Source organism: Thermococcus sp., from assembly GCF_027023865.1.
In the GTDB taxonomy this organism is placed as follows: Archaea; Methanobacteriota_B; Thermococci; order Thermococcales; family Thermococcaceae; genus Thermococcus.
In genome coordinates this window covers 41,803-63,973 of sequence record NZ_JALVUC010000010.1, presented here as the reverse complement: position 1 = coordinate 63,973, position 22,171 = coordinate 41,803, and the positions used below count along the sequence as shown (strand labels likewise).

The following is a 22,171-nucleotide window of genomic DNA, read 5'->3' as shown; positions in this document are numbered from 1 at the left end:
ATAAAGGTAAAACATGAAAACAATTAATGCACGAAGAGAGAAAACACCATTACCTCCTAATCACTATGCTCGCGTAGCCAACTATCGCGTCTGTCGAGAGGCTCACCTCGTAGCTGGTCGTGTAGTGCAAGAGTTCGGCCCCAAGAGCTCCGGAGCGGTGAGAGTAAACTATCGCAGCCCCAACTCCTCCAGGCCCGCACATGGTATGGCGCATCTCCCTTAGCTCGTGGAACATGCCCCCAACATCAAAGTCGAGGATCCTCCTTATCACGCGGAAGTCCCACTCCTTTATCCTGTGGGGAAGCTCTTCGGCCCTTACCCTAAAGGGCACGTAGCCGTACATCCTCCCATAATGCATGAAATCAGTGCTTGCTATAACCACGACGTCTCTGCCGAGTTCTTTTGAGGCTTCAAAGATGGCCTTTCCAAGGCCTTCAACAACTTCTTTGTCCTGAATTCCAAGGACTATTGGAACGATTTTGACCTCCTTTCCGGCCTTCTCGGCAAGGTACTGTATGAAGGGAATCTGAACCTCGATGGAGTGCTCGTAGGTGTGGGCGGTCTCATCCAGATCTGCTATTCCAGAGAGCTTTGCTATTGCTTTTGCCATATCAGCATCGACCTCGATGTTCCCGAGCGGAGTTAGCCACTCGCCTTCCGGATAGACAGCTATCGGCGAGCCGAGGCCGGTGTGATTTGGACCAAGTATCACGAAGGTCTCCGGCAGACCGTCCTCGAATATCGCCTTATACGTTCTGCTTGCAGTATAACCTGAGAAGACGTAACCTGCGTGAGGTGCAACGCCGGCTGTTATCCTCTTCTTTCTCCCTTCCCCACCCAAATCACTAAAAAACTTCCCAAGCATATCTACCAGTTCTTCATCGATAGGATAGAAACTTCCAGCGACGGCAGGATACCTAACGCCCATTTCACTCACCTCCACTTAGTAATTGGCTTTAAAAGTTTAAATACCTTGGGTTAGTTTAAGGCCCGAGCCTGTCAAAGGCAGGAGAACTTTTGAACCGTCAGGTATCTCCCCCCTCTCGACTAGATTCCACATCGCCGCTAGAACCGTTGCTGAAGTAGGCTCAACGAGAAAGCCAACCCTTCTAAGCCAGCTTAACGCGCCCCTGGTTTCAGGCTCGCCAACGCTCACGCAGGTTCCTCCGGTTTCACCGAGGACTTTCTCCATCTCCTCCCGTCTGGGCGGTTCTGGAATGGCTATGCCGTCTGCAAGGGGATTCGACAGCTTGGAGCGCTCGCAGAGGCTCTCATAGCCGGAAGCCTGAACGGCAACAAAGACAGGGAGCCTTGTGATTTCACCCATCTTCTCAAGCTCTTTAAAGCCTTTCCAGAGGCCTAGGAAGAGTGTCCCGCTCCCGATCGGGGCCAGAACGTAGTCCGGGACGCCGACCTGCTCGTAGGCCTCGAAGGCGGCCGTCTTGGTGCCCTCGAGAAAATACGGATTAAACCAGTGGGAGACGTAGGTTACCCCCTCGCGCTCCGCGAACTCAACGGCCCTCTCGTGCACTTCCATCCTGTCCCCGTCGACGAAGTGAACAATGGCTCCAAGCCTCTGAAGGAGCGAGAGCTTTTCCTGCATCGCATCGTAGGAGACGAAGGCGTGAACCCTTATGCCCGCTGGCAGGGAGTAGAGGGCCATGCTCAGAGCCGCATTGCCCGAGCTGTCGATGACGACCTCGTTTATACCCCCTTCCATGAGCTTTGCAACGGTGACAAAGGTACCCCTGTCTTTGAAGGAGCCGCTTGGCTGTAGATACTCCAGCTTGAATAAGCCAAAGGCCGAACCGATCTGGAGTGAGGTCGTTGGTGTTATAGATGGGACTGCCGGCGGAAGGTAATTACCGCCTATTGGGAGGAAGCTTAGGTATCTCCTCATGTCCAAGTATGGGAGGATACTGCCAAAGAAGTCATAATACCCCCTCTCAACGAGGAGCGTTCCGCCACAGTCACATCTCAGGCGAAATGTCTCAGGATAGGTTCTACCGCACCGTGTGCACTTGAGCATGCTTTCAGCCCCAAAGGCTTTTTTAGCTCCAACGCTGAGTATAATGCACAGGAGCATAAAAAGGTGGTTGCCATGGGGGGGAAGTTCGTTTCAGCCGAGAGACCCCGAACCGAGGAGGGATATCAGTACCACATAGCTTGTAAACCGGGGGATGTTGCGCGCTACGTTCTCCTACCCGGAGATCCGGAGAGGGTTCCAAAGATAAGCCCACTCTGGGAGGAAGCGAGGGAGATAGCATTCCACCGCGAGTACAGAACTCACACTGGAAAGTACAAAGGTGTCCCAATAAGCGTCACCTCAACTGGAATAGGTGGCCCCTCCACGGCCATAGCGGTCGAGGAGCTTACCGCGATAGGAGCGAACACCTTCATCCGCGTCGGCTCGACGGGAGCGATACAGCCCGGGATGGAAATAGGTGACCTGATCATAGCCAAAGCCGCGGTTAGACTTGAAGGGACTTCAAAGCAGTACGTTAGGGTGGAATACCCCGCCTCAGCTGATCTTGAGGTGACTTTGGCGCTCATCGAGGCTGCCGAAACGCTGGGAATTCCCTACCATCTCGGCATAACGGCCTCGACCGACAGCTTCTACCTTGGCCAGGGCAGGCCCGGCCTTAGAGACTACTTCCCGAGCTTTGCAAGGAACATAATGGACGACCTCAGGCAGGCCAACGTCACGAACTTTGAGATGGAGGCGGCAACGCTCTACACGCTGGCAAACATATACGGTCTGAGAGCCGGCTGCGTCTGCTCGGTCTTCGCCAACAGGGTTACCAACGAGTTCGGCAAGAAGGGTGAAGAGGGGGCAGCGTTGGTAGCAAGTGAAGCGGTGAAGATTCTCGCCGAGTGGGACGAGGAGAAGGAGAGGGCTGGAAAGAAGGTCTGGTTCCCAGGGCTGAGGGGTTGAAATGGACAGGAAGCTGTTCTCGGTAAAGACCCTGCTGATGGAGGGGAAAAGAGAAGAAGCGCTGAGCACCGCTGAGTCCATAGAGGATCCCTATTGGCACTCCTACGCCCTCCGCTGGATCGTCGAGGCCTACGCCGATGACCCCGAGAGGGCCGTTGAGATAGCCGGAGAAATCACAGTCCCCTCTATAAAGGACGAGGCCCTCCGTTCCCTTTCATACCTCTTCTCAAAGGATGAAAAGTTCAGGGAGGCGCTTGAGGCGGCGCGGAGAATAAAGAACCAGTTCCTCAGGAAGAAGGCCCTCCGGGCGGTTAGCACCTACCTAGCGAAGGCAATCATCTCGAAGGGGTTGAAGGGGGTACGGCTGAGCGACCTCAACCTCACGGAGAGTGACATGGACGACCTCAAACCGCTCCCCTACGGCCTAGTTTACAAGGACGGAAAGATAATGCCGGGGGCGGAGATACTGCCGCTTAAAGGTGAAGTGAGGGGTGGGATAATAGAGCGCTTTGAAAAGAGGCTTGAAGGCAGAATCCCTCCAAAACCCCAGTTCAGCGAGAAGGAATCCGAAAGAAACCAATACGTGGTGGACTACGTCAGGAGGATGATAAGCATAGGGGAGCTTGAAGAAGCTGAGAAGATAGCCCGTGGACTTGTTGAACCCTTTAGGAGCTACCTGCTAGAGGAGATAGGGCTGAAGTTACTTGAGGCGGAGGATTCTACGAGAGCGGAGAATCTCTTCAAGGATCTGAGGGTTGCTGATGTCCTTGGTTCGGCACTGGCGAGGAGGCACCTAAAAGAGCCAGATAAAGTTTTAGGGTATCTGAGCAAGGTTTACAATCCAGCAACGAGGCTGATGGTGGCCTACGAGGTGACGAAGGACAAGGGAATAGATAGAGGTTTCCTAACTAGTGTACTCCTCTGGGCAACGGACGAATGGAAGAGGAGCAGGATACTCAAGTTCCTTGCCTTCGAGATGCTGGAGGAGTCCAAGAGGAAAAACGACGAGCGGCTTAGACTTATCTCCAAAGGGCTTTTCGAGCTTGGAATCGAAACGGGCCGGATGGCCGAGCCATAAACTCTTTAAGCAGGCATGGTTCCAGGGAGTCCTCATAGCATGTTTTTTTCTTATTCTGGTGTCTCAGGGCACTTTATGGGAGACCAACTTTGGAATCAGAATACCTATTAAGGGGGTCCAAGAAAAAGGTAATATGCGCGTCGATGTTCTGATGCTCTTTTCTCTTCTCCTACTCATAAGAAGGAGAGTCTAGCTTTTTCTCTCTTTCAGTCTTGGATTCATTTCTCACCGTAACCTTTATGTAAAGACCTAGGTTAACTACCCCCGTGGGCCCGTAGCCTAGGGGACATGGCGCCGGCCTTCGGAGCCGGTATCCGCGGGTTCGAATCCCGCCGGGCCCGCCAGAAAACAAACTTCACCTGCGCGAAGTTTGATCAAGGCTCGTGGTTCTTTTTGAGATGCTAAGGCACAATGGGATTCTCTTTTACGAGCTGTCTTAGGTGTGAATTCCTTCATTAATGCTCCACTCAAAGAGTTCCCATCCTTTGACGCCCGGAGGGCGTCGGTTAAAATTGAACTCCCGTTAAAACGCAAACCAATAAAGCGGAATTCAGGATTAGATCCAGCGTTTTCAAAGGAACCCCTCTCAAACTGGAGAGTTAAGAGGAACCACAAACTTTGATCAAACTTTGCAAAGCAAAGTTTGAAAGAAAAGGGAAGAGGGTTCAGCCGAAGAGGGCGCCGAGACCGGCGAGAGCCTCCTCTTCCTTCTCCTCTTCCTCTTCTTCCTCCTCTTCCTCAGCAGCCTCAGCCGGGGCCTCGGCAACCGGAGTGGCTGCAACGGCAACCGGGGCGGCAACCGGCATAGCGGCCTTCTCAATGACCTCGTCGATGTTGACGCCATCAAGGGCTGCAACGAGGGCCTTAATCCTTGCTTCGTCGACGCTAACACCAGCGGCCTCAAGAACGGCCTTAAGGTTCTCTTCGGTTATCTCCTTACCAGCAGCGTGGAGCAGCAGAGCGGCATACACATACTCCATTTTTTGCACCTCCAATCATCTTCATTTTTCATCCATTCTACACGATTTATTCAGGGATACGAGGGAAATGGAAAGTTCAGCCGAAGAGGGCACCCAGCCCCGCGAGCGCGTCCTCTTCGCTGGCTTCCTCCTCTTCTTCCTCTTCCTCCGCCTCCTCAACCTTCTCTTCAGCCGGCTGAGAGGCTGTGGCAACTGCCATTTGTGCCTGAGCGTTTAAAAGCTCTTTGGTCTTCTCGTCAAGCAGCTCCTCAGGCAGGTTCTGTGCTATGAGCAGGACGGCACGGAGCGCCCTGCCAAAGACCTCCTCGACGGTCTCAGGTGTGACGTAACCAGCCTCGACGGCAACGTTCTTCGCTCCAAAGAAGGCCTTCTGGATGATGGCCTCAATGGTCTGGCTCGTCGGGTAGGCTGTGTTGACCGATAGGTTGAACGCGTGGGTATATGCCCGCTGGAGCATGTTGATGTACTCGTTCTCATCGATCGCAAGGACTTCTGGAGTGTAAACTATACCATCCTCATAGGCCGCGAGTAGGTTGAGGCCAACCTCCAGCGGCTCGACACCGAGTGCGTTGAGGATTCTGGCCATCTGGTCGGTAATGATCTCGCCGGCCTTGAGGGCAGTGTAATCTTTCTGTATACTTACCTTGCCCTTCTCAATCCTTGCTGGGATTCCAAGGGCCTGCATCTCGCCGACGATCGGACCCGGAGCGAGTGAAGTCGGTCCGGCCGGGATGACGACGTCGTGAGGAGCAACCGCGCCAGCCTTGGCAGGGGCAGGGGTCTTGCTCTCCTCAAGGAGCTTGTAGAGTTTGAAGGGGTTCATATCTGTGGCGAGTATTCCAGTCCCACCCTGGATATAGTCAATGAGCTTCTCAAGTTCGGGGTTGCTAAGCTCTTCCGTGGCCCTCTTTATGGCAAGCTCGATGAGGGTGTTCCTGCTCACGCGGAGAAGGGCTTTACCACGGAGCTTCTCACGCATCTTGCTGAGCGGGTAGGCTGGGACGCCGGCCACATCAACGAGCGCTATCACTGGATAGTCCTTGATAACCTCGGTGAGCTCTTCAACTTCCTTCTTCTTCCACTCGGCTACGTGGGCCATCTCCCTCACCTCTCAACCTTAACGGCCGGTCCCATGGTGGTCTTGACGTACACTGACTTCACTTGGTTCTCACCGCGCTCAAGCTTTCCAATGATCGCGTTGAGAACCGCCTCAGCGTTCTCAGTCAGCTTCTCATCGTCCATGCCCTCGGTTCCTATCGGCGCGTGAACAACCGGGTTGTTCTTGAGCTGCAGCTTAACCGTTCTCTTGAGCCTGGCGATGATCGGATCGAGGTTTGTCATTGTTGGTGGAACAACCTGTGGCATCTTGTTCCTCGGACCGAGGTACCTACCGAGGTACCTACCGATCTTCGGCATCAACGGAGCCGCGGCAATAAACATGTCGTACTTCTTGGCGAGTTTCCTGGCTTCCCTTGGGTTTTTCGCCAGCTCTTCAAGATGTTCTCCACTAACCACATCAAGCCCGAGCTTTTTAGCCGCCTCGGCAACGGCACCATCAGCGATGACCGCAATCTTAGGCTCCTTCCCACGACCGTGGGGCAGCACAACCTCAAGCTTGAACCTGTTCTCAGGCTTCTTCAGGTCTATCTCCTTGAGGTTGACTGCCATCTCGACGGTCTGTGTGAAGTGCCGCGGCTTGGCTCGGGCCTTCGCCTCCTTCACTGCTTCCACGATTTTCTGCCTGTCAAAGGCCATTTACAGCCCTCCTTTCGGTTTTGATTTAAGCCCAAAAAAATCAAAGATGCGTAAAAAGAGGGATTTTTAAACTTTTCCCTCACTCTTCGGCGTTAGCGAAAATCTCGTCGTAAACACCTTTGTCAATCTCCCCCTGAACTTCCCGGGGGTCCTTGTCCTCAACTGTAACGCCCATGCTCAGTGCGGTGCCTATGACCTCCTTGGCCGCTGTCTTAAGGTTTGCTGCCAGCATCTGATCCTGCTTGGCTTTGGCTATCCTGATGACCTGCTCCATTGTGAGGTTCCCAACGGGGGTATGGCCAGTCTCACTCGAACCCTTCGGGGCGCCTATCTCCTTTTTAATGAGCTGGCTAACCGGAGGGACGCCGACCTCGATCTCGAAGGTCTTCTTCTTGGGGTCGGTGACAATGATCTTAACGGGAACCTGCATTCCCTCGAAGTCCTTGGTGGCTTTGTTTATCTCGTCGACGACCTGTTTAACATTGAGTCCAAGCGGACCGATTGCAGGACCGAGCGGCGGTCCGGGTGAAGCCTTTCCTCCTTCAACGAGCACCTCAACAACTTGTGCCATCTTTCTCACCTCTGAATGGTTCTTTCACTCCTTCTGACGTTTGCTTATAAGTCTAACGTATTCACCCCTCACCGTGACCGGTATCGGGACTATTGAACCAACGAGCTCAACGACTATCTCGTCCTTGCCCTCGTCGACCCTAACGACCTTTGCCTTCTCCCCCTTAAACGGGCCGGCGATTAGTTCAACGATGTCTCCCGGCTCGAAGCCACTCACAGCCGGCTTCTCCTCGAGGAAGTGTTCTACCTCCTCGAACTTAACCTCACCAGGAAGGGTTCCCTTGGCGTGCCGAATTCCTTTAATAGCCTCATCAACGGCGCTCTTGTTAGGGGCCTCCACAAAGATATAGCCCTTAACTTTGGATGGAGCAAGTAGAGCATAAATGGGGAGATTGTACGTTTTAACCTTGCTGTATACCAGCTTTGCGGTGGTTTCTTCCTGACCCACCGTGACGCGTACTGTGAATATCCTAGACTCGTCCATGAGCATCACCATCTATCGAAAGCTATGAGCCGGTAAACACGTATCCGAGGAGGCGGATTATAAGTCCAATGGTTCCAATGAGTATCATCCCAAGCCCTGTTATCTTCACGGCGAGCTTAAACTCTCTCCATCCCGGCTTCTTCGTGACCATTAGAACCCTCTTAGACTCGACCCAGAAACTCTTAAGTTTTTCCATGACTGTTGCCACAGTTGTCACCCCACTAAATTTTGAGAGGGGAGCCGTCAAAGCTCCTCAAGGTCGAGTTTAATAACCTTTCTCTCCCCCTCCTCACCGTAGTAGCCGCTGGACTCCTGCTCCTCAGCAACGGCGTAGGGGGAGCTGACACCGGTAACCACGATGAGTATTCTAATCATCTTGTTGAGCTCCTCATCGAGCTGGATGCCCCAGATGACCTGTGCCTCGGGGTCGAGCTTACTCGTAACGAGCTCAATTATCTGCTGGGCCTCCTCGAGCTTGACATCACTTCCACTGATGCTTATAAGGGCACCCTTGGCACCGCTGATATCAACGTCAAGGAGCGGGCTGTTCAATGCCTGCTGAGCCGCCTCCAAAGCCCTTTTCTCACTGTCACTCTCGCCTATACCTATCATAGCAACGCCGCCGTCCTTCATAACCGCCCTAACGTCGTTGAAGTCAAGGTTTACCAGACCGGGCTTGGTGATGAGTTCGGTTATACCCTTAACGGCCTGGACGAGTATCTCGTCAGCAACTTTGAAGGCCATGTGTATCGGCAGGTTCGGGGCAACTTCCATGAGCTTGTCATTCGGGATGACTATTACAGTGTCGCTGTTCTTCCTGAGCCTCTCAAGGCCGTACTCGGCGTTCTTTATTCTCCTAATGCCCTCAACTGTAAAGGGAAGCGTAACCACTGAAACCGTGAGAGCACCCATCTTCTTGGCTATCTCTGCAACAATTGGGGCGGCACCGGTTCCGGTTCCACCGCCGAGACCGCAGGTTATGAAGACCATATCCGCACCCTCGATGGCCTCCCTAATATCCCTATCGTTCTCTTTAGCTGCTTCCTCACCCATCTTCGGGTTGTTTCCAGCGCCAAGACCACGGGTAAGCTCCTTACCAATGAGTATCTTTTTGTGGGCGCTGACCTTGAGGAGATCCTGGGCATCGGCGTTAACGGCTATTATCTTGGCCCCCTGTATACCCACCTGCATCATCCTGTTAATGGTGTTGCACCCAGCACCACCCACACCAACGACGTATATCTTAGCCTGTATCTGCTCGAGTATTCTCTTGAGTTCTTCATCAATGTCAGTCTGCGGAGCAGGGGGCTCCGCTACCTTATCGGGGGCTGTGGCGGTTCTCTCAATGGCGTCTTCAATCAGCTTCAGCATCCTTCCACCCTCCGGGCAATTTAACACCTATCCCACTTTGTACGAACATAGTATATAAATTTAGCTAAGGAAGCTGATTTTAGAATTCCGCTCAACGTCTTTAAAGATTTCGCCCGTTCAGTCTCTTATGAACTCAAGGTCAAGCTCCTCAGCGAGGTTCCTTGCCATCTGTCTCGTTTCCCCCTTGCTACCCCTCCAGTCAACGTATATGGCATCAACCTTTCCAGAGGTGCGCTCTATGGCCTTCAGAAGCATTTCTCTGCTTAAAGGATGCGCGTACTTCGGCGCCATGTGGCTGAAGGCAAGCTCGGTCTCGAGCGCCCGCTTCGTCTGCTTGGGAACATAGTGCCCCCCACCGATTCCAATGGCAACGGGGAAGCCCGCCCTTTTGTAGTTCTCAAGGACGTGCACTATCGTCTCCGCAATGATTTCGCCGGCCTTATCGTTCATCCACTCCTCCTCACTCGAACCTATCTCGATGAAGAAGCTCGGAACCTCAAGCTCGCTCGGCCCGTGGTGAGTTGCCTCATAGCAGACGGTCCAGCCGAGGTCGTTCAACTCTTTCATCTTAAGGAGGGCGAGCTTCATTGCCCTTGGCTCTGCTACGGCCAAACTCCCGTCTTTCCCACCGTACATCGCTTTTCCCCAGTTGCCCGTGACGTGGACAGTTAAAGCCGGGAGCTTCTGCCTGCTCGAATGTCTTGAGGCAAAGGCTATTATCTCAGGTTTGAAGCCGAGTTGCCTTTCTATCCCCGAATCAAGGTTGTCATAGTATATCATCTCGTCGTTTGTGGTCAGTATCGCCATGTTTCCCTTGATGTAAACGGGGTTGTTGTCAAAGACTTCCTCTGTCTCCTTAAAGCCAAAGTTCTCCACCAGTTTTTCCACGATGTTGACCGACGCGGGGTCTACTTTCGTGCTCATTATAACCTCCATGTTCAACCCCGCCCAACCTAAGGGGAGGGGGTTAAAAGGCTTTGTCCACCAGGGTTCTACTTTCATATAGTTTATTTCGATTTTTTAACGAGGAACTCTGATATTAGACGAAAGATTTACGGAAAGATAACGCAAACTATATAACTTTATTTGTACTCCAATATCCTAATGTGGTCGTTCGACCATGGATGTACGTTGTAGTTTAGAGGTGCGTAAAAAGGAGGAAAACCATAACCACCCTTGGGTTGGTTGCTGTTTTGCTTTTTGCCGTTGTTATGGCGGGTTGTACAAGCTCCGGCGGCGGGAGTGGAACCGGAACCGGTACTACAAGCTCCGCAACGGAGTCCTATAGTTTGACAATCTACACCGGTGGAACCAGTGGTGTTTACTATCCGCTCGGCTCGGCCTATGCGAACATACTCAACCAGTACAGCGCCAAGGAGGCCGGGATAAAAATCAACGCCAAAGCGGTTACAAGCGGTGCGAGCGTTTCTAACGCCAAGGCTATAGGAGATGGGAATGCACAGGCGGCCATCATGCAGAACGATGTCGCTTACTACGCCTACAACGGAGTTGTTCTGGACGCTTTCAAGGGCAACCCGTAAAGAAGCTCCGCGGCATCGCCGCACTCTATCCTGAGACCATCCAGTTCGTTGTCCGCGCCGACAGCAACATAAAGACCCTCCAAGACCTTAAGGGCAAGAAGGTGGCGGTTGGAGCGGCCGGAAGCGGCACCGCCGTCGCAGCCCAGCAGATACTCCAGGCCGCGGGTGTATGGAACAGCATTGAGAAGGTCTACCTGACCTCCTCCCCGCCGTGAAGGGCGAAGGGTTCCAACGGTTTAACCCCTAGTTAAGGACGGGGAGGTTTGAGGGGTCTCATTAAAACCCAAACTAAAACAGGTCTTCAACCCCTCTGGCCGGGTCTCCGGCCAATTACCCCTCACTTGGGCATAGAGACCAACCCAAGTTCGGGGTTATCGTTTTTGCCACCTTCTTTAAAATGTTAAACGCTCCAACTAAATCCGCATTCATCACAACGCCCTCTCTACAGCACTTAAACAAACCCCTGAAAATCCTACCATCAGGATGGCGTTGGCCGCAGAGAGGGCAGGATTGAGAAGTGAAAGCCTCGTTCACAACCTCAACGAGAATACCATATTCTTCCGAGACTTCCTTGAGACGTTTGATAACGTAATTGAACCGCCAAACTTGGGAGAGGAGAAAATTCTGCTTTCTGCCTTTCTCAGAGTTCCGGGCTATGCCTTTAGGATAACCAACCACAATCCTCGAAACTCCGAGACGATAAAGCCTCTCAACAGTTTGTCTCATGGCAGTGTTGATGTAGTGTTTGGCTTGGAGTTTAGCCTTCTCGTGCATTCTTTTGAGGTTCCTACTCGTTTTTGCTCCAGACTTGTTGAGTTCTGACTGGTAGTCTGCTATTCTCTTCTGCCAGTAAAAATCAATGCTCTTCAGCGGTCTTCCATTGACCAAAAAACTCTCACCGTTCTCAACGTAAACGGCCATCAGGTTGTTTACTCCTAAGTCAATACCCGCCGAGAGGTCTCCTACGGGTTGTCTCGGAACACTAACCCACTCGCAGTTGATTAGCTTCTCCTCGGCGGTGAAGCTAACGTGAGCATACCATTTCCGCTTTACCTCGTCGTAAGTTATCTCAAGCCGCCCCTGCTTGCCCTTCAGGTGAATTCTGCCCTTGAATTGAATCCTCAGTCTTCCAAACTTTCCAAGTCTTCGCAGTTCGATAACATTCCCGGTAATCCTGTACTGGTCGTTCCGGAGGGGAATTATGAAGATTTTCCTCCCGTTTTCCTTCCTGACAAAGCCGGGCGGTTTGGGCTTGAACCATTCTGGTAATTCTCCACTCTTTTTCTTCTTGTTGAGCGAGAAGAAGCTCCTCCAGCTTTCAGCGTTCTTTCTGGCTAATTGTTGGACTGTCGAACCACCAATCCAGTCCTTGAACTCGTGATAAGCTTCCTTTTCTGTTTCATTAAAATCAATCTTGCCGAATTCTTTGAATTGTTTTAAACGCTGGTAATTGAGCTTGTTCCAGATTACTGCGGTGGCTTGAGCTAACTCAAAAAGGATTTTCTCCTGCTCCTTGCTCGGCTGGAGTTTGATGGTTACTGAGCGTTTCATTTCAAAGCATGGTATTGTTCTTAGGCTTTAAAAGGGTGTTGCTTTCCCGCTTAAGGGCTAGCTGGGTGGTTGTTCGTACCCCGCCCCGAAGGGCGAGGCTTGTAAAAGAAAAATGTAATGGGTCTAATAGCAATAACCATCGTCCTCGAGGCGACGAGGAGGGTTTTGGGTTGGGTTCTACCGGCAATAGTGGTTCTCTTCCTGGCCTACGGCATCTACGCCATTGGCTTCAACTGGAGCCGCTTCGTCCAGCAGCTCTACTTCGACGAGGGTATCTTCGGAATCCCGTTCTTCGTCATGACGATATACGTCTTCGCCTTCGTGTTCTTTGGGGCGTTCCTGCTAAAGATAGGCGTGAGTGACTACATAACGGAGTTTATGATAGCGCTCTTCGGAAAGAAGCCCGGCGGTCCAGCCAAATCGGCAGTTGTCTCGAGCGCCCTCATGGGGATGGTCAGCGGTTCGAGCGTTGCCAACGTCTTAACCACCGGAACTTTCACGATACCCCTAATGAAGAAGACAGGTTACCCTCCGGAGATAGCTGGAGGTGTAGAGCCTGTCTCCTCAACCGGCGGCCAGCTGATGCCGCCCATTATGGGTGCAGCGGCCTTTATAATGGCAGAGTTCCTCAACATCCCATACAACAGGCTTATAATCGCGGCGGTCATTCCGGCGCTGGTCTACTACGGTGGCGTTTACCTCTTCATCGACCTCGAGACCAAGAGGCTTGGACTCAAGGGTATGGCCGCAGAGGCCTTCAAGACCATGAGTTACTTCATCAGGAAGCTCTACATCCTCCTGCCCATAGTTGTCATCACGGTTGCCCTCGTCTGGGGAATTCCGCCGCACATCTCCGCGGTTTCATCCCTTGGCGTTGCCATCTGGGTGGCGTGGATTTCAAGGGATGAGATAGCTGGAAACGAGAAGCTCTACGTGGTGATAGCGCTCCTTGCGACGTTCCTCATGTTCACGGGCAAGAACTGGGTCATGGTCTCTACACTGACGCTCTTCGCCACTTTCCTAGTCCTTACCGGTCTCGGACTCGTCAAGAAGGGCGTGGAGTTCAACGAGAAGTACTGGATAACAACCTCGTTCCTGCTCTTCGTGGCCCTCACGAAGTACCTGATGATGACGAAGGAGCAGATAGTCCTCATGACCGGCGTCTTTGGAATCCTGTTCTCGATCCTTGTCGGCTACTACTCCAAGATAGACAGTGGCAAGATGATGTACAGGGCAACCTACGAGGCCATGATAGACGCGGGCAAAACGAGTGTCAGCGTCATGCTGGCCGCGGCGGCCGCTGGACTAATACAGGGCGTCCTCACCATGACCGGTGAGCTGACCAACATCGGCTACCGTCTCGTAAGTCTAACCGGCGGCAACCTCTGGCTCCTCCTCATCCTGACGATGGTCTTCAGCCTCATCCTTGGAATGGGCGTTCCAACCACCGCGAATTACATCATAACCTCACTCGTCTCCGCACCGGCCATTTACATGCTCGTCCAGAACATCCCCCCCTACGACCAGCCGGTTCCGGGATACACAACCCTCATAGCCCTCTTAGCAGCCCACTTCTTCGTGTTCTACTTCGGAATCCTCGCGGACGTTACGCCCCCCAGTTGCCCTCGCGAGCTACGCTGGCTCTGCCATAGCGGGAGGAGACTTCTGGAAAACGGCAATGAATGCGGTCAAGTACGCGCTCGCGGGCTACGTCGGACCTTACATCTACTTCACCCACCCCAAGATGTTCCTCATAACGGTGCCCCACTGGAGCGTCATGGCAACATTGGAGGTGGTTTACTACATGGTGGCAACGCTCTTCGTCATGTACCTGCTGGCGATATCGCTGACCGGCTTCTACGGAACACACCTGAAGAAATGGGTCCGCGGCCTCGTTGGGGTCTTAGGCCTTGTTGGGGTTACGTTGAACCCGGTACTCGTTGGGGCAGGCTTCGTTACCTGGCTGGGCCTGAAGCTCTATGGAGCGAAGTTTGCTGGGATAAAAGAGACCGCATGAGTTTCTTTTTCTTCCCTTTAGCTTTTCTAGAACTTAACAGAAAGGAAAATCAGTAGAGCATGACCTCGAAGCCAAGCTCGCTGAGCAGATCCGCAAGTTCCTCACCCTCGACGTAGACGAGAAGGTGGTGGTTTCCGAGGGTTCCATCTATGAAGTCCACGGCATCCTCGACTCTGAGCTTGACCTGCGTCCTGCAGCGCATGTTGCTGTGTTCCTGCCCGACAACTTCGACGCCTGCAACGACCGCTTTCCTTCCACGCATCTTTAGCAGGCTCGCCTTTCCCTTTGGTAACTGCACGTCAACACCGACACCGGTTCCGCTCTCGAAGTGGCTTCTTAGAACGTAACGCCCGATTAGCGGCGCGGTACAGTGTGCCAGAATCAGGTGACTCTCGCCGTAGTCCGCTACGTTACCCATAAAGGCAGGTTTGCCAAAGAAGCGTTGCACTATCATCATACCTAAGAGGGAGTTAAGCTCGCCCTCACATGCAGCGGGGACTCCGCGGGCGTTGAACATGGCCAAAGCCAGACAGGGGGTTGAGCCGATCTTCCCTATGAGATCGAAACATCCTATGGTAAAACCATCGAGGTTGTACTCCTCGAGAATTCTCCCTATCGTCACGTATATCCTGCCAGCCTTGACTAAAGCTTTCCTATCGGGTTCTTTAATTTCAGCCGCCTTGGATACTATCCCCTCAACGGCATTCCAGCCCTCTTCATCCGTAACCGCATCGTAGTACTCGTAGAACTTCTTGAGGCTGATCCTCGTGTAGGGCAACTCGAACTTCTCGTTTATGAGCCAGGGCGAAACGCGGCCTATCAGACCGATGCGCATCTTCAGGAACCTGTCTAGGGTTTCCCTCATATCGTCGTAGCCTAGTAAAGCTGCCCTAAGCTCGTTGAAGTTTTTGACGAGGGTTGATGGGACTAACCGCTCGCGGAAGTACTCCCTGAGTTCTATTCCCGCAGCGAGAGAGTTGTTGAACGGGTCGCCGTAGACGACAACCGGCCTCCTGTAGACAGTAAACTCCTTCAACGCTCCCTCCGTGCCGCCGGTTAGCGGATAGATGACTATCGTGTCAACCTCGTTGAAGTTCACCGTCGCTTTGGCCTCTTTGAAGTCCGCCTTAGTTGAGATGAAGAAACCTCCAACGACGTCGAATTCGCTGGCAAGGGAGGTGATAAACTCCGAAGCTTTCTTCTCAAAGTCCTTAGGGTTAGCAAGCTCGCTAATCCCAAAAACGATCCCAACCTTCACGTTTTCACCCGAGGAGTTATCCACCCATCCACTAAATAAGGTTGCGGTCTGGACAGGGGAAAAATTTATAAAGCTCCCCAGGCATCGTATCATCGACGCCCCGGTGGCTCAGCCTGGCGGAGCGGCCGCTTGGTAAGCGGCAGGCCGCGGGTTCAAACCCCGCCCGGGGCTCCATAAGAAACTTTTGCTCGGCAAAAGTTTCATCAAAGTTGGTAGTTCTTTTTTGAGATGCCAAAATGAGGGTGAATTTTTGCGGGAGGGACTCTTGAAAGGGTTCACTCTTACCGCGCTCCGTTGGAGCGCTAAAAACTCGAACTCACTTGAAAACACTCCCGATAAGGAATCCACAATCCAAAAAGCAATTCCAATTGAAAATCCCACCATAACGAGCTTTCAAACAAGAATCATAACCCTTGATCTACTACAAGTGTATAGCACCGGTGTGCACGTTTCAATATCCCGGTGCAGTTTTGGGGATTACCTCTAAACGAAGTCCTTAAACAGATCTTGCACTTTATTCTGGCGCCCTTCGGGCGTCTTGAGAAGACCAAACGCTCAAGAACTGGCAATTGAGGAGTAAACCCCTCGAGAATTTGAGTTTTTCAGAAGGTACGCGATCTTTCCATCAGCGCTTTGCGAAGCAAGCAAACTTTGCAGTACAAGGTTTTTGATCAAAGGGCGAACTTCCCGAAAAATTCAAGAATGAGTTTGCATGTCTCCTCAAGTCGCAAGCTCAAAGCGGGTTTGCACCTGAAAACGCAATCTAAAAAAGGTTTCAACTTCCCCTTAACACCCGGAGGGTGTTATTCTAACAGTGAAACACTGTAACCCTACAAGTGAAAGAGCAAACCCTTCCCAAAACTGGGAATTTCTAAAAGTGACATGCAAACCTTGATCAAACTTCACGAAGGCGAAGTTTGTGAGTGTGGCGCCCGGGCCGGGATTTGAACCCGGGTCACGGGAGTGACAGTCCCGTATGATGGGCCGGGCTACACCACCCGGGCGCATGAATAGAGGCCGGCGGCGTTTCCGGCTTCCCACCCCCTCCCGGAGGGCAGTACAACCGGAAACGCAGGCGGGCTTAACTTCCGGGGTCGAAACGAGACCGGGTATGACCCCACCGCTATGACCGCCGTACCGGTACCAACCTCCCGAGTGGACTTTATAAAGTTTGCGGTCAGGGAAAAGGTTATAGAATCCGGCTCAGAAATATGGAGGGTGGAAATAATGGGACTGCTTGAGGATAAGGCTCTCGTGGAGGCGGCCCTCTTTGTGTCGGGTAGACCCCTAAGCGTAAAGGAGCTGTCGAGGGCACTCGGAATAAAGTCACTAGACTATCTGGAGAAACTCATAGACCTCATTGCCGCTGAATACGCCGAGAGGAAGAGCGCAGTTGAGGTTGTACGGGTTTTGGGCGATAAATACGTCATGCAGGTCAAGCAGGAATACAGCCAGAGGGTTGCCCACCTTATGCCAAGACCTGATCTCAGAACGGGAGAACTAAAGACACTCGCTCTCATAGCCTACCTCCAGCCGATAGAGCAGAGTAAAGTCGTGAAGCTCCGCGGAAGCCAAGCCTACGAGCACATAAGGAAGCTACTTGACATGGGGATGATATACGCGGAACCCTACGAGAGAACGAAGCTCCTCGGAACGACATCGAAGTTCGCGGAACTCTATGGGTTCCCAGAGAACAACCCGGTAATAATCAAAGAGACCTTCAAAAAGGTGGTCCACGCTGAGTACAGCGACCTTATCGTGAAGATTGAAGGAGGGAATGAAAATTCCTCCGGGAAGGTAAAAGAGACAGAAATTGTCGAGCCAAAAACGTCCGGTGAGGAGTGAAGCCCCGTTCCTCCTGGAACCAAAGGGGAGGCCTTTTTTGAAAATAGGACACCAGAGAAAGGTTTAAATACCTGGAACTATGATTACCATTAAGGTGAGTGTTATGGGAGTGCTAACAAAGGAGGAGATTATAAGCAGGATTGAGAGACGAAAGGGCCTCTCACTGGATGAAATCGAGGCTAGGATACGAAAAATAGCGGAGCGCGAGGGCATATCGGAGCACGCGGCCGCGGTTATGCTCGCCGAAGAACTTGGTATCAGCCTCGAAGGAAGCGAGGAACTTCCCCACATAAAAGACCTCGTTCCAGGAATGACCGGTATAAACATCGTCGCCAGGATTATGAGGAAATACCCCCCCAGAGAGTATAAAAAACGAAACGGTTCTACTGGCAGGGTCGCAAACCTCATGATCTACGACTCAACTGGCAAAGCCAGGCTTGTCCTCTGGGACAACGCTGTTGTCAAATACTACGACGAACTCAACCCGGGGGATGTGATAAAGGTCATTGACCCCACAGTAAGGGAAGGGCGGAACGGGATAGAGCTCCACGCCAACTTCAGAACAAGGATAATAATCGACCCGGAAGATCCGCGCGTTGGGGAGATCCCTCCGCTCGATGAAGTCAGAAGCTACAACTACCAGCGGAGAAAGATAGGAGAGCTCACGGGGGGAGAGAGGTTCATTGAAGTGAGGGGGACAATAGCTAGGCTCTATCGCGTTACTGCCTATGACGCATGCCCCCAGTGCAGGAGGAAGGTAGACCACGACCCAACAACGAACACCTGGATATGCCCAGAACATGGTGAGGTCAAGCCGATAAAGGTAGTTATCCTCGACTTCGGCCTCGACGACTCTACCGGCTACATAAGAACGACCCTCTTCGGGGACGATGCTGCGGAGCTTATAGGGGCCGACCCTGAGGAGATATCCGAGAAGCTCAGAGAACTCGTTGAAAGCGGCCTGACCATCAAAGAGGCCGGAAGGAAGCTGGCCGAGGACGAGTACTATCACCTCCTCGGAAGGGAGATAATCGTCAGGGGAAACGCAGTGGACGACAAGTTCCTTGGACTTCTTCTTAAGGCCTTTGGATGGGACGAGGTCAACCCGCGCCGGGAGATATCAAGGGCCAAGGCCGAACTTAAGAAGGCCATAGCCGAGCTTGAGGGGGGTGAGTGAAATGGAGGAGGTCCGCTTTAAGAGGAGGAAGCCCGCCGTCGAGAGGAAAATAAGTGAGATAAAAGAAGACGACACGCGCATTTCCCTAATCGGGAAGGCCTTCAAGGTGGACAAAATGGACTACACCTTCTGGATCGACGACGGAACCGGCGTCATACTCATCGAGAGCGAGGAGAACGTTTTACCAGAGAACAGTCAGATAGTGAGGGTCATCGGAAGGATCATCAGGAACGACGAAGGGGTCCACATCTACGGCGAGGTGGTGCAGGACTTCAGCAACGCCGACATTGAAGCCCTTGAGGAGATAAGGGAGCTTGAGAGGAAAGTCATTCCAAAGCTCGAGGGGATCATCGAATTCTTCGGAGGTGAGGAATCATGAAAAAGCGCCTTCCAGCGAGCAGAGTTTACATTAAGGATATCCTAAACGGTTACTACGTCAGGAGCGAGGGCGACTTCGAGCCGAACTACCTCATAACAAGGGACGCGAGAAAGGTCTACCGCGCCAAGGTGGCCGCAACAGTCGTCAGGGAGCCAGTGATAAGCGACGACGAGACCTACGGAAAATTCCAGATTGACGATGGGACGGGAACGATATGGGTTTTGGGCTTCCGCGACGACACGCGCTTCATCAGGCTTGTGAAGAAGGGAGACCTGGTTCAGGTAATCGGGAAAGTAGCAGAATGGCGCGACGATAAGCAGATACTCGTGGAAGGGGTTACCAAGGTCGACCCGGACTTCTGGATACTCCACCGCTATGAGACCCTCAAGGAGAAGACCGAGCACGCGAAAAAAGCCAGACTGGCCTTCGACATATACAACCGCTACGGGATAACGGCCAAGGCAAAGGTCATAGCGAAGAACAAGGGCGTTGACGAGGACCTGCTGATGACCATGGACGAATTATACACGATGGTATTGGAGCAGAGGAACCTGGAGGAAGAGCTCTTCGAGGAGGAACCCCCTGAGAAGGAGCCGCAGGAGAACCTGGAGGTCAAGAAGGCCAAGAAAGCGGTTGTGGAACTCCTAAGGGAGAAGGGAAAAGCGCTATCCCACAAGTTCATCGTCAAAAAGCTTTCCTCTGAGTTCGATGAGGACATCCTCGAGGATGCCATAACCCAGCTCCTAGCGGAGGGCGAAATCTACGAGCCGGAGATAGGCTACTACGAGCCGCTCTGAGCTTTTCTACTTTACTGCTTTAGTAGGTAGCCCCAGAAAAGGACGCACCAAACCAAAAGGTGGGGGGTTAGTACTGCTCCCTCATGGTTCTTATCACGGGGTCATAGATCAGTGTTGAGGTTATACTGTCCACCATTCTGAAGAACTCGTCACGTCCCTTTTCGAGGGGCATGTTCTCAAGCTTGACGAGTTCAAGTTCCCTTCCGAGTATCCACTTTCCAAGCAGTATCTTTTCCCTGCCGTCCTTTCTGAGATCCATTCTGGCCAGCCCGTAGGGTATATCAGCGGTCCACCAGTTGGCCTTAAAGGTAACGCGCCAGCCAGCCTTTTCAACTGCCTTTGCAAGCTCCTCAAGGGTTGCCCCAGGGCCGTGGGGGGTCTTGAAGGTTACAACGGTCCAGAGACCGTCCTCCTCCAATGCTTTTACGAGTTCATCCCAAAGTTCCATCTTCATGAGCATCACCTCCTCAAACCAGAGCCGCGATCAGGAAAGCCATCACCGCAAGGAAAATGCTTATTTTCAGTAGCTTCTGCGCCCTGTGGGCGGTCACCTTGTCCTGGGAGCGGAGTATGAGGTAAGCCGCGTAGAGGATTATTAAATCTACCGGTAGCATGGCATAGTAGCCGAGGCCAACGCCCGCCTTAACCGGGAGAAATGAGGCTATGACAGTCAGCACCGCAAATATTGCCCCAACGTAAGCCGCTTTCCTCTGCCCCCATAATATCGGAAGGGTTCTGGCGCCCTTGGTCAGGTCTCCCTCAACGTCTTCAATGTCCTTAACGACCTCCCGAGCCACGTTGACGAGGAAGGCACAAATGGCGAGTGTTCCGGCCAGACCAATGTGGTCGACTGCCACCGCACCGTAGAGGGGCGTGAGCCCCGTCAGCCCGGCAACGGCAAGGTTTCCAATGAACGGTAGGGGCTTGAGCTTCCAAGCGTAGAGGAACATCGTAGCGTACGCTACAACCGCTAGGGCTAGGGCGTAGACGTTTATTAGGGCCGCGAGGGAAAGCCCTACCGCAAAGAGGGCCATCGCATACCAAAGGGCAGCCCCCCTGCTCATGGCCCCCCGTGGGAGGGGTCTATCGGGTCGGTTTATGCTGTCTATCTCGTAGTCGAAGTAGTCGTTTACCGTGTTACCGCCGGCGCAGCCCAGGGTGACCACAAGGAAGGTGAGGAGCGCGATTAGAGCATCGGGAAAGTGACCCGCCGCCACAACCGAGCCGAGAAGACCAACTACTCCAGCGAGAACACAGTTGTGGGGCCGGGTAATCTCGATGAAAGCCTTGAGTTCCATTAGGGCCACCTAATTCATTTAGGAGATTGCCTTAAAAATCTTTGCTAAAGCTCGTCCCTCCCGATAAGTCCAAGCTCCTCACCGGTCTCGAGGACACGTATCCTGCCAAAGCGCAGTTCAACGGTGTTCTCAAGGACTTCCTGAGGAAGGGGCGTGAGGACCTGTGCAACGCGTGAACTGAAGTTTATCCACTTGAGGATTCCTAGGCCAAGGCAGAGGCCGGTCTTATCTACGAAGCCCACAATGAGGTTGCTCATCTTCTCAAAGTCAATCGCCCGGAGGGAGAACCGATTGTAGTGCCTTGGAAACCTTCCAACATCGGACTTGATGACGGTGTAACGTTCTCCCTTCCATCCCGCCAGGACAAGCCAGCCAAAAACGGAGGAGAAAAGCTCCTTTTCCTGGGTCGAAAGAGGCCTGCCCTGGAAGAGCGAGATCCCACCAACGGCCAGCTCACCGAGGTCAACCTCCGCAAGGGAGGAACCTGCAAAGTAGGCCCTCCATTTCTCCTCCCTAACGGATCCCCTCTCATTGGGAGAGTGCTCTCTCACGTGGGGGCTTATTCCTAGTCTAATCACCTTGGTGTACGGGGTGAGGAGTTTCGAGAGGTATTTCATCTCCCCCCTCCGCTCGAGGACAACGGTCAACTCTGGTTTTATGAGTTCGACCTTCAGGCGCTTCATCTCGGCTCCAGGGCCGGTTACAAAGCCCGTGGTATCGATGAGAACCACGTCCGCAAGGGATGATGCCCCATTGACCAATCTTTCAACACCAACAGCCATTTCACCAACGTACTGCCCCGGGGAAGTCGTGCCAATGAAGTAGTGGGCAGTACCACTCAGCTCGCTCGGGTTTGAAAACGGGCCGTCTGGCAGGGCAAAACTCACCGTCGCAGGTGGAAGAATACCCTTCTGGCCGACGTCGCTGTCCACAACCGCAACGCGGAGGCCATCCTTGATAAGCTCGTTCGCTAGGAAGGTGAGGAGCGTCGTCTTGCCGCTGTCGGAACCGCCTATTAGCATGACACGAAGGGGTCTCTTTGGGGTGTGGAGTATCACGTTGACCAGCTCAAACCTGTCCTCCGGAACGTCGGTCGTGTAGGAGGCCTTGTTCATGTTTTAAACTAAGTACGGAG

General features: G+C 52.9%; 20 protein-coding genes, 3 tRNA genes, 1 rRNA gene and 3 pseudogenes. 10 read left to right on the top strand and 17 right to left on the bottom strand.

Going from position 1 to position 22,171, the window contains the following annotated elements:
* Positions 1-49: 49 nt before the first annotated feature.
* Both MV421_RS02835 and MV421_RS02830 read right to left on the bottom strand, forming a co-directional pair.
* The gene (locus tag MV421_RS02835) at positions 50-928 is read right to left on the bottom strand and encodes an MEMO1 family protein (protein WP_297503547.1); all 879 of its coding nucleotides are present in this window, start codon (positions 926-928) and stop codon (positions 50-52) included.
* Positions 929-964: 36 nt separating this feature from the next.
* Positions 965-2,029, bottom strand: coding sequence for a pyridoxal-phosphate dependent enzyme (locus tag MV421_RS02830; RefSeq protein WP_297418204.1), 1,065 nt, complete (start codon positions 2,027-2,029; stop codon positions 965-967).
* Between the two features lie 72 nt (positions 2,030-2,101).
* On the opposite strand from MV421_RS02830, the gene udp reads away from it, so the two are divergent.
* From udp to MV421_RS02815, 3 genes are all read left to right on the top strand, one after another.
* The gene (gene udp / locus MV421_RS02825) at positions 2,102-2,935 is read left to right on the top strand and encodes a uridine phosphorylase (protein ID WP_297418207.1); all 834 of its coding nucleotides are present in this window, start codon (positions 2,102-2,104) and stop codon (positions 2,933-2,935) included.
* Position 2,936: 1 nt separating this feature from the next.
* Positions 2,937-4,013: a hypothetical protein gene (locus MV421_RS02820; protein ID WP_297418210.1), complete on the top strand. Its 1,077-nt coding sequence runs from the start codon at positions 2,937-2,939 to the stop codon at positions 4,011-4,013.
* A 268-nt stretch (positions 4,014-4,281) separates the two neighbouring features.
* Positions 4,282-4,357: transfer RNA gene (locus tag MV421_RS02815), tRNA-Arg, on the top strand.
* A 321-nt stretch (positions 4,358-4,678) separates the two neighbouring features.
* Here MV421_RS02815 and rpl12p read toward each other — a convergent pair.
* The 8 genes from rpl12p to MV421_RS02775 form a co-directional block, all read right to left on the bottom strand.
* Positions 4,679-4,993 (bottom strand): 50S ribosomal protein P1, encoded by a 315-nt coding sequence (rpl12p, locus tag MV421_RS02810; RefSeq protein ID WP_297418214.1) that lies wholly within the window; start codon positions 4,991-4,993, stop codon positions 4,679-4,681.
* A gap of 76 nt (positions 4,994-5,069) precedes the next feature.
* Positions 5,070-6,092 (bottom strand): 50S ribosomal protein L10, encoded by a 1,023-nt coding sequence (locus tag MV421_RS02805; RefSeq protein WP_297418217.1) that lies wholly within the window; start codon positions 6,090-6,092, stop codon positions 5,070-5,072.
* 5 nt (positions 6,093-6,097) lie between these two features.
* Positions 6,098-6,748: a 50S ribosomal protein L1 gene (locus MV421_RS02800; protein ID WP_297418220.1), complete on the bottom strand. Its 651-nt coding sequence runs from the start codon at positions 6,746-6,748 to the stop codon at positions 6,098-6,100.
* A 79-nt stretch (positions 6,749-6,827) separates the two neighbouring features.
* Complete coding sequence (locus tag MV421_RS02795) at positions 6,828-7,319, bottom strand: 50S ribosomal protein L11 (protein ID WP_297418223.1); 492 nt, start codon at positions 7,317-7,319, stop codon at positions 6,828-6,830.
* A gap of 24 nt (positions 7,320-7,343) precedes the next feature.
* On the bottom strand, positions 7,344-7,802 hold the full coding sequence (locus tag MV421_RS02790; RefSeq protein ID WP_297418252.1) for a transcription elongation factor Spt5: 459 nt from the start codon (positions 7,800-7,802) through the stop codon (positions 7,344-7,346).
* 22 nt (positions 7,803-7,824) lie between these two features.
* Positions 7,825-7,998, bottom strand: coding sequence for a protein translocase SEC61 complex subunit gamma (locus MV421_RS02785; RefSeq protein ID WP_297418255.1), 174 nt, complete (start codon positions 7,996-7,998; stop codon positions 7,825-7,827).
* A 47-nt stretch (positions 7,999-8,045) separates the two neighbouring features.
* Positions 8,046-9,173: a cell division protein FtsZ gene (gene ftsZ, locus MV421_RS02780; protein ID WP_297418226.1), complete on the bottom strand. Its 1,128-nt coding sequence runs from the start codon at positions 9,171-9,173 to the stop codon at positions 8,046-8,048.
* A 117-nt stretch (positions 9,174-9,290) separates the two neighbouring features.
* On the bottom strand, positions 9,291-10,109 hold the full coding sequence (locus MV421_RS02775; protein WP_297418258.1) for a D-aminoacyl-tRNA deacylase: 819 nt from the start codon (positions 10,107-10,109) through the stop codon (positions 9,291-9,293).
* A gap of 275 nt (positions 10,110-10,384) precedes the next feature.
* Between MV421_RS02775 and MV421_RS02770 the strand changes: the two are divergent.
* Positions 10,385-10,905: pseudogene (locus tag MV421_RS02770) on the top strand (TAXI family TRAP transporter solute-binding subunit); the annotation flags it as partial.
* 45 nt (positions 10,906-10,950) lie between these two features.
* Here the strand turns inward: MV421_RS02770 and MV421_RS02765 are convergent.
* A pseudogene (locus tag MV421_RS02765) lies at positions 10,951-12,265 on the bottom strand (RNA-guided endonuclease InsQ/TnpB family protein).
* 114 nt (positions 12,266-12,379) lie between these two features.
* On the opposite strand from MV421_RS02765, the pseudogene MV421_RS02760 reads away from it, so the two are divergent.
* Positions 12,380-14,282 (top strand): annotated as a pseudogene (locus MV421_RS02760) (TRAP transporter permease); the annotation flags it as partial.
* A gap of 49 nt (positions 14,283-14,331) precedes the next feature.
* On the opposite strand, the gene MV421_RS02755 reads toward MV421_RS02760, so the two are convergent.
* Positions 14,332-15,540, bottom strand: coding sequence for a hypothetical protein (locus tag MV421_RS02755; RefSeq protein WP_297418232.1), 1,209 nt, complete (start codon positions 15,538-15,540; stop codon positions 14,332-14,334).
* Positions 15,541-15,637: 97 nt separating this feature from the next.
* Here MV421_RS02755 and MV421_RS02750 point away from each other — a divergent pair.
* Positions 15,638-15,714 (top strand) — tRNA-Thr (locus tag MV421_RS02750).
* Between the two features lie 752 nt (positions 15,715-16,466).
* Here the strand turns inward: MV421_RS02750 and MV421_RS02745 are convergent.
* Positions 16,467-16,544: transfer RNA gene (locus tag MV421_RS02745), tRNA-Asp, on the bottom strand.
* A gap of 11 nt (positions 16,545-16,555) precedes the next feature.
* Positions 16,556-16,677, bottom strand: a 5S ribosomal RNA gene (rrf, locus tag MV421_RS02740).
* A 90-nt stretch (positions 16,678-16,767) separates the two neighbouring features.
* Between rrf and scpB the strand changes: the two genes are divergently transcribed.
* The 4 genes from scpB to MV421_RS02720 all read left to right on the top strand — a co-directional run bounded on the left by scpB (position 16,768) and on the right by MV421_RS02720 (position 19,738).
* The gene (gene scpB / locus MV421_RS02735; RefSeq protein ID WP_297418174.1) at positions 16,768-17,385 is read left to right on the top strand and encodes an SMC-Scp complex subunit ScpB; all 618 of its coding nucleotides are present in this window, start codon (positions 16,768-16,770) and stop codon (positions 17,383-17,385) included.
* Positions 17,386-17,488: 103 nt separating this feature from the next.
* A complete protein-coding gene (locus tag MV421_RS02730; protein WP_297418090.1) occupies positions 17,489-18,562 on the top strand; it encodes an OB-fold nucleic acid binding domain-containing protein in 1,074 nt (357 codons plus the stop codon).
* A 1-nt stretch (position 18,563) separates the two neighbouring features.
* Complete coding sequence (locus MV421_RS02725) at positions 18,564-18,941, top strand: replication protein RepA (protein ID WP_297418092.1); 378 nt, start codon at positions 18,564-18,566, stop codon at positions 18,939-18,941.
* A complete protein-coding gene (locus MV421_RS02720) occupies positions 18,938-19,738 on the top strand; it encodes an OB-fold nucleic acid binding domain-containing protein (RefSeq protein WP_297503581.1) in 801 nt (266 codons plus the stop codon). Before MV421_RS02725 ends, MV421_RS02720 begins: the two co-directional genes overlap by 4 nt.
* Before the next feature lie 67 nt (positions 19,739-19,805).
* Here the strand turns inward: MV421_RS02720 and MV421_RS02715 are convergent, their stop codons facing one another.
* From MV421_RS02715 to MV421_RS02705, 3 genes are read right to left on the bottom strand one after another with little or no spacing between them, the layout of a single operon-like run.
* On the bottom strand, positions 19,806-20,186 hold the full coding sequence (locus MV421_RS02715; RefSeq protein WP_297418177.1) for a ribonucleoside-triphosphate reductase: 381 nt from the start codon (positions 20,184-20,186) through the stop codon (positions 19,806-19,808).
* Between the two features lie 19 nt (positions 20,187-20,205).
* A complete protein-coding gene (locus tag MV421_RS02710) occupies positions 20,206-21,036 on the bottom strand; it encodes a geranylgeranylglycerol-phosphate geranylgeranyltransferase (RefSeq protein WP_297418179.1) in 831 nt (276 codons plus the stop codon).
* A gap of 44 nt (positions 21,037-21,080) precedes the next feature.
* Positions 21,081-22,151 carry a Clp1/GlmU family protein gene (locus MV421_RS02705; RefSeq protein WP_297517791.1) on the bottom strand — a complete coding sequence of 357 codons (1,071 nt, stop codon included), beginning with the start codon at positions 22,149-22,151 and terminating at the stop codon, positions 21,081-21,083.
* Positions 22,152-22,171: the final 20 nt, after the last annotated feature.

Bases quoted from the DNA above. Each gene is read 5' to 3' on its own strand.
- MV421_RS02835 (WP_297503547.1), bottom strand. From the start codon at position 928: ATGGGCGTTAGGTATCCTGCCGTCGCTGGAAGTTTCTATCCTATCGAT.
- MV421_RS02830 (WP_297418204.1), bottom strand. From the start codon at position 2,029: ATGCTCAAGTGCACACGGTGCGGTAGAACCTATCCTGAGACATTTCGC.
- udp (WP_297418207.1), top strand. From the start codon at position 2,102: ATGGGGGGGAAGTTCGTTTCAGCCGAGAGACCCCGAACCGAGGAGGGA.
- MV421_RS02820 (WP_297418210.1), top strand. From the start codon at position 2,937: ATGGACAGGAAGCTGTTCTCGGTAAAGACCCTGCTGATGGAGGGGAAA.
- rpl12p (WP_297418214.1), bottom strand. From the start codon at position 4,993: ATGGAGTATGTGTATGCCGCTCTGCTGCTCCACGCTGCTGGTAAGGAG.
- MV421_RS02805 (WP_297418217.1), bottom strand. From the start codon at position 6,092: ATGGCCCACGTAGCCGAGTGGAAGAAGAAGGAAGTTGAAGAGCTCACC.
- MV421_RS02800 (WP_297418220.1), bottom strand. From the start codon at position 6,748: ATGGCCTTTGACAGGCAGAAAATCGTGGAAGCAGTGAAGGAGGCGAAG.
- MV421_RS02795 (WP_297418223.1), bottom strand. From the start codon at position 7,319: ATGGCACAAGTTGTTGAGGTGCTCGTTGAAGGAGGAAAGGCTTCACCC.
- MV421_RS02790 (WP_297418252.1), bottom strand. From the start codon at position 7,802: ATGGACGAGTCTAGGATATTCACAGTACGCGTCACGGTGGGTCAGGAA.
- MV421_RS02785 (WP_297418255.1), bottom strand. From the start codon at position 7,998: ATGGAAAAACTTAAGAGTTTCTGGGTCGAGTCTAAGAGGGTTCTAATG.
- ftsZ (WP_297418226.1), bottom strand. From the start codon at position 9,173: ATGCTGAAGCTGATTGAAGACGCCATTGAGAGAACCGCCACAGCCCCC.
- MV421_RS02775 (WP_297418258.1), bottom strand. From the start codon at position 10,109: ATGGAGGTTATAATGAGCACGAAAGTAGACCCCGCGTCGGTCAACATC.
- scpB (WP_297418174.1), top strand. From the start codon at position 16,768: ATGGGACTGCTTGAGGATAAGGCTCTCGTGGAGGCGGCCCTCTTTGTG.
- MV421_RS02730 (WP_297418090.1), top strand. From the start codon at position 17,489: ATGGGAGTGCTAACAAAGGAGGAGATTATAAGCAGGATTGAGAGACGA.
- MV421_RS02725 (WP_297418092.1), top strand. From the start codon at position 18,564: ATGGAGGAGGTCCGCTTTAAGAGGAGGAAGCCCGCCGTCGAGAGGAAA.
- MV421_RS02720 (WP_297503581.1), top strand. From the start codon at position 18,938: ATGAAAAAGCGCCTTCCAGCGAGCAGAGTTTACATTAAGGATATCCTA.
- MV421_RS02715 (WP_297418177.1), bottom strand. From the start codon at position 20,186: ATGGAACTTTGGGATGAACTCGTAAAAGCATTGGAGGAGGACGGTCTC.
- MV421_RS02710 (WP_297418179.1), bottom strand. From the start codon at position 21,036: ATGGAACTCAAGGCTTTCATCGAGATTACCCGGCCCCACAACTGTGTT.
- MV421_RS02705 (WP_297517791.1), bottom strand. From the start codon at position 22,151: ATGAACAAGGCCTCCTACACGACCGACGTTCCGGAGGACAGGTTTGAG.